Annotated in this window: 6 protein-coding genes; 2 read left to right on the top strand and 4 right to left on the bottom strand. The window is 70.6% G+C overall.

Features of this window, described 5'->3' with window-relative positions:
* Both HRUBRA_RS14325 and HRUBRA_RS14320 read left to right on the top strand, forming a co-directional pair.
* Positions 1–389 (top strand): hypothetical protein (locus HRUBRA_RS14325; RefSeq protein ID WP_236629884.1); only part of this gene is annotated, 389 nt, incomplete at its 5' end.
* Positions 390–448: 59 nt separating this feature from the next.
* The gene (locus HRUBRA_RS14320; protein ID WP_144244491.1) at positions 449–1,729 is read left to right on the top strand and encodes a Xaa-Pro dipeptidase; all 1,281 of its coding nucleotides are present in this window, start codon (positions 449–451) and stop codon (positions 1,727–1,729) included.
* A 32-nt stretch (positions 1,730–1,761) separates the two neighbouring features.
* On the opposite strand, the gene HRUBRA_RS14315 is transcribed toward HRUBRA_RS14320, so the two are convergent.
* The 4 genes from HRUBRA_RS14315 to HRUBRA_RS14305 all read right to left on the bottom strand — a co-directional run.
* A complete protein-coding gene (locus tag HRUBRA_RS14315) occupies positions 1,762–2,517 on the bottom strand; it encodes an NRDE family protein (RefSeq protein ID WP_035518301.1) in 756 nt (251 codons plus the stop codon).
* A gap of 12 nt (positions 2,518–2,529) precedes the next feature.
* A complete protein-coding gene (locus HRUBRA_RS15240; RefSeq protein ID WP_144244490.1) occupies positions 2,530–2,748 on the bottom strand; it encodes a hypothetical protein in 219 nt (72 codons plus the stop codon).
* Positions 2,741–3,823 (bottom strand): polysaccharide deacetylase family protein, encoded by a 1,083-nt coding sequence (locus HRUBRA_RS14310; RefSeq protein ID WP_052094969.1) that lies wholly within the window; start codon positions 3,821–3,823, stop codon positions 2,741–2,743. The genes HRUBRA_RS15240 and HRUBRA_RS14310 overlap by 8 nt, the downstream gene beginning before the upstream one ends.
* Positions 3,823–4,298 (bottom strand): glucosaminidase domain-containing protein (locus HRUBRA_RS14305; RefSeq protein WP_035518298.1); only part of this gene is annotated, 476 nt, incomplete at its 5' end. The genes HRUBRA_RS14305 and HRUBRA_RS14310, both read right to left, overlap by 1 nt.

Genomic DNA, 4,298 nt, shown 5'->3' with positions numbered 1-4,298 from the left:
CCGCGGCCGCCGGCCGGGGGATGCGGCCGCCAGCGCTCGGCATTGTTCTTGCCGGCGTGCGGGGCGACAGCGAAGCGGTCGCCACCGCGAACCGCCTCGCGGCCCGCGGCGGTCACCGGGACCTCTACGTGCATAGCAACCAGCCCTGGCCCCCCGCGGCCCTGGCCGGCCTTGCTGTACCGGGACTGCGCCTGCATCGGCTGCCGACCACTGCCCTGGATCCGCCGGCGCTGCTGCGGCTCCTCCGGCGGCTGCGCAACGAACTGCTCATCATGCCCCGGGAGCTGCTGCTCGGCCTCGACGCCCTTGCCCTCGAGCAGGCCATGGACCGGGCCGTAGGCCAGCTGCTGCTCGTCGACGGCGACAAGGCCGCCACCGTTCTACCGTGATTCGCCAGAGCAGATGCCCTAGACTCGAAGAACCGTTCCAGCCACCCGGAGGTATCACCGTGCGTTCCCTGCTTCTCGCCCTCACTGTCTTCGTCGCCCAGGCGGCCAGCGCCGATACGCTGCTGCTCACCGCGGCGCGGCTGCTCGATATCCGCGACGGCTCGTTCGTCGAGAACGCCGCGCTTCTTGTGGAGGACGGGCGCATCGTCGCCGCCGGCCCCCGCGGCGATATCGAGGCGCCGCCGGGCGCCCGGCGCCTGGACCTGCCGGGCGCCACCCTGCTGCCGGGACTCATCGACATGCATGTACACCTCACCAGCAGCCCGGACTACCACGGCTTCCGCCGCCTGGCGCTTTCGGACGAGCGCAAGGCCATCCAGGGCGTCGTACACGCGGAGCGCACCCTTTACGCGGGCTTCACCACGGTACGTAACGTCGGCGCCGGCTCCTTCGGCGACGTCGCCCTCCGCGACGCCATCGAGGCCGGCGAGGTGCCGGGGCCGCGGCTGTTCGTGTCGGGCCCACCGGTGGGCATCACCGGCGGCCACTGCAGCGACAACAACCTGCTGCCGGCCGAGTACGGCCTCGAGGGCGAGGGCGTGGCCGACGGCCCCTGGGCTGCCCGTGCCGCCGTGCGCCGCAACATCAAGTACGGCGTCGACCTGATCAAGACCTGCTCCACCGGGGGCGTGCTGTCCAAGGGCACCAAGGTCGGCGCGCCACAGTACAGCGTCGAGGAACTGACGGCGCTGGTGGACGAAGCCCACAGCCGCGGTCTGCGAGTAGCCTCCCACGCACACGGTGCCGAAGGTATCCGCAATGCCCTTGAGGCCGGTGTGGACACCATCGAGCACGGCAGTTTCATTGACGACTCGGGCATCCGCCTGGCGAAGAAAAAAGGCGCCTGGCTCGGAATGGATATCTACGTGACCGAGTTCATCCTCGGCGAGGGCGAAGAGAAGGGCATCCTTTCAGAGAGCCTGGAGAAGGAGCGCATGACCGGTGAAACCCAGCGGGAGAACTTCCGCAAGGCCGTGGAGGCCGGGGTCAAGATGATCTACAGCACCGACGCGGGCGTGTACCCGCACGGCCACAACGCGCGCCAGCTCTCGCGCATGGTCACCTTCGGCATGACCCCGCTGCAGGCACTGCAGGCGGCTACGCTCAACAGTGCCGAAGCCCTCGACAAGGACGGCGAACTCGGCGCTCTCGAACCGGGCTACCTTGCCGACGTGATCGCCGTACAGGGTAACCCGCTCGACGACATCCGCCTGCTCGAATCGGTGCACTTCGTGATGCGCGACGGCGTCGTTTACAAGCACTCCCGCGCGCAGGACTGACGCCCGGGCGCTGGCAACAGACGGGAGCGGACTCAGCCCCGGCCGAAGACCATCCGGTCGCTGCCGGCGGCGGCGCCACCGGGTGCGAAGCGCCGCTCAGCGACGGTCACGGTCTGGGCATCGACCCGTACCACGGTGCTTGCCCGCGTGCCGTAGCGTTCACCGACGATAAACGGTGCAGCCAGCGCCGCCGCCTCCGCAGCTGACAGACCCGCCACCACCCGCTCCTCTGGCGGCTCCGGCAGACAGCAGTCTGCCAGCAGATCGAAAAGCCGGGCCTCCGGGAATCCTTTGTTCCCCGCGAGCAGGGCCTCCAGGCCCGCGCGGCTGCGCTGGACCTTGAAACGCGCCTCATTCAGGCTGCCGTTGGCAACCGCATGGACGCCGGCGCCGAGTTCCCGCGCCGGAAACCGGTTGGAGTGGTAAAGCAGGACGTTGCCGTCCCAGAGCAGCAGGTTGAAGGCGCGGTAGGCATCACCATCGATAGTACCGGCATAGGTCCGGGCATCGCGCTCCCCTTCGAGGAAGCCCGGCACCAGCTCGCCCCGGGAGCGGAACGCACCGCCAGCAGGCGTCTCGCTGATGTTGGTGACTGTCGCGAAGCGGCCCCGGGCGTCCACGCCGAGCCAGGTACCGCCGGCCTCGAGATCACGACCGGCAACGAGACACGTCGATCCCGGCCAGCGATGCAGGGCAGCGCTCGGCCGCGCGTGGAACTCGTCGCGGTTGGCAGCCACAATCAGCGGCAGATCCGGGCGGGAACCCAGGGCAAGCAGCACGAGACACACGGCCCGCTCCGCCTAAGGGCCCGCGGACCGACGGCAGCGCGCCGACCGGAAGACCGCTGCGCCCCGGGCCCCGCTGCTGTCACCGACAGCGCTGGAGAAAGCGGTCCTTGCCATCATGGGCAGACGATAGCAGGCGCCACAGGGACAGGCCAGCGCCACCGGGAAATTGGTGAGCCCCTCGCCATCGACCCGGTGCAGCCCTGCCCGGGCCGCCGCGTCATGCTTATTCACGCAGCCAGGTGCCCGCGGCGTCCGCGCGGACCCACAACCGTGCATGCCAGGCGTACCCACCGCCCGTTGCCGGCGCAGTGCAGTTGACCTTGTTGCGGCCGGGCCGGAATTCGGGCAGCACCACCTCGACCCAGGCGCCGCTCCGGCTGAGCGCCAGGGGCCTGCCGTCAGCGGCGTAGCAGGCGAGGCCCTGTTCGCGCCAGGCGCCCGGGGACGGGCGGAAACGCCAGCGGGTCGGGGATGCCATTCCCGGCGGCAGGTATACGCGAGGCTCCGCCTCTGCGGCCAGGGCGAGAGGCCGGGTTGCCAGGGCCATGCGCAGCCGTGCATCACCATCGGCACCATGATAAAGCGGGAAGCGCGGTACCCGGGTGGGAGTGACCCGGGGCCCTACGGCCCCCGACTGCTGCGCCAGTCCCCACAGTCCCTCGGCCGCGAGCAGGCTCTCCGTCGCCCGGCTGTACTCACCATAGGGATGGGCGTGGGCATCGATCACGGCATCTCCAAGCTCGGACTTCAGACGCTCGAGGCTGTCAACGATTTCACCGCGGACGCGGGAACGCCAGCCGGCGTCGTCCTCACCGTCCCGGCGAGCCTCGAGGTGACCATGGCTCACGGAGTGCCCCCCGAAGGTCGCCAGCCCGCTCCCGGCGAGCTGGCGCAGCTCATCCCAGCTCAGGTAGCTGCCGAAGCCTGCGTCCACGGGGCCGGTCGCCACAAACACAGTGAACGGCAGCCCGCGCTCGGCAAGGAGCGGCAGGGCGCCCAGCAGGATCGAACGGTAGGCGTCGTCAAAGGTCAGGGCCACCGCACGGGGCGGCAGCGTCCCGGCGCGGGCGCCCGCCAGCAGTTCAGCCAGCGGCAGGACGCGGTAGCCGCCGTCCACGAGTGCGTCCAGGTGCGCCTCGAAGCGGTCTGGCGCCACGCGGGTGCTGTCCGGCCCGTCCGCCGCGATGCGATGGTAGAGGAGAATCACGCCATGCCCGGTGCCCGTGCCCTCACCGGCACCTCCGGCCGCCAGCGGACCGGCGGCGATGCCGAGCAGACAGAACAGCAGGGCGAGACGACGCACCATCAACCGCGGGCGGCACTTTCGAGGAGTTCGCGGTTCTGGCGCATCATCGCGCGCAGCTCGTCGAGGTAGACCTCGCCGCGCTCCGAATAGCCGAGCAGCCCGGCCACCAGCGCGGGGCCCGTGAGAACGGTATCCCGCGCCCGGAGCGCGGCACGCCGCTCGCGGAACGGGGCGTAGCGCTCGTGGGTGTTCAGGTTGTTCATGTAGCGGCGGATGGCCTCGTCGACACTGTCGAAAGCCGCCACCTCGTGCCGGCTGCCCTCGGGCCGCCGCGCCGGCACGATGCCGCAGCCGGGGTCGAAGCACCACTGCCCGAACAGGTTGTTGCCCTCGACCGCAAAGCGGGAGCGGCCCCAGCCCGACTCTTTGGCCGCCTGGGCGAGCGCAAGACCCGGCGGGATCACGTCCACGCGCCGCCACAGCGTCGCCGCAACGGCCGGCAGGTCGTCGGGCTCCCAGGGGACCTCGTACTCCC

It is taken from the genome of Pseudohaliea rubra DSM 19751, assembly GCF_000764025.1.
Lineage (GTDB): Bacteria > Pseudomonadota > Gammaproteobacteria > Pseudomonadales > Halieaceae > Pseudohaliea > Pseudohaliea rubra.
This window is presented reverse-complemented; position numbering and strand designations above follow the sequence as displayed.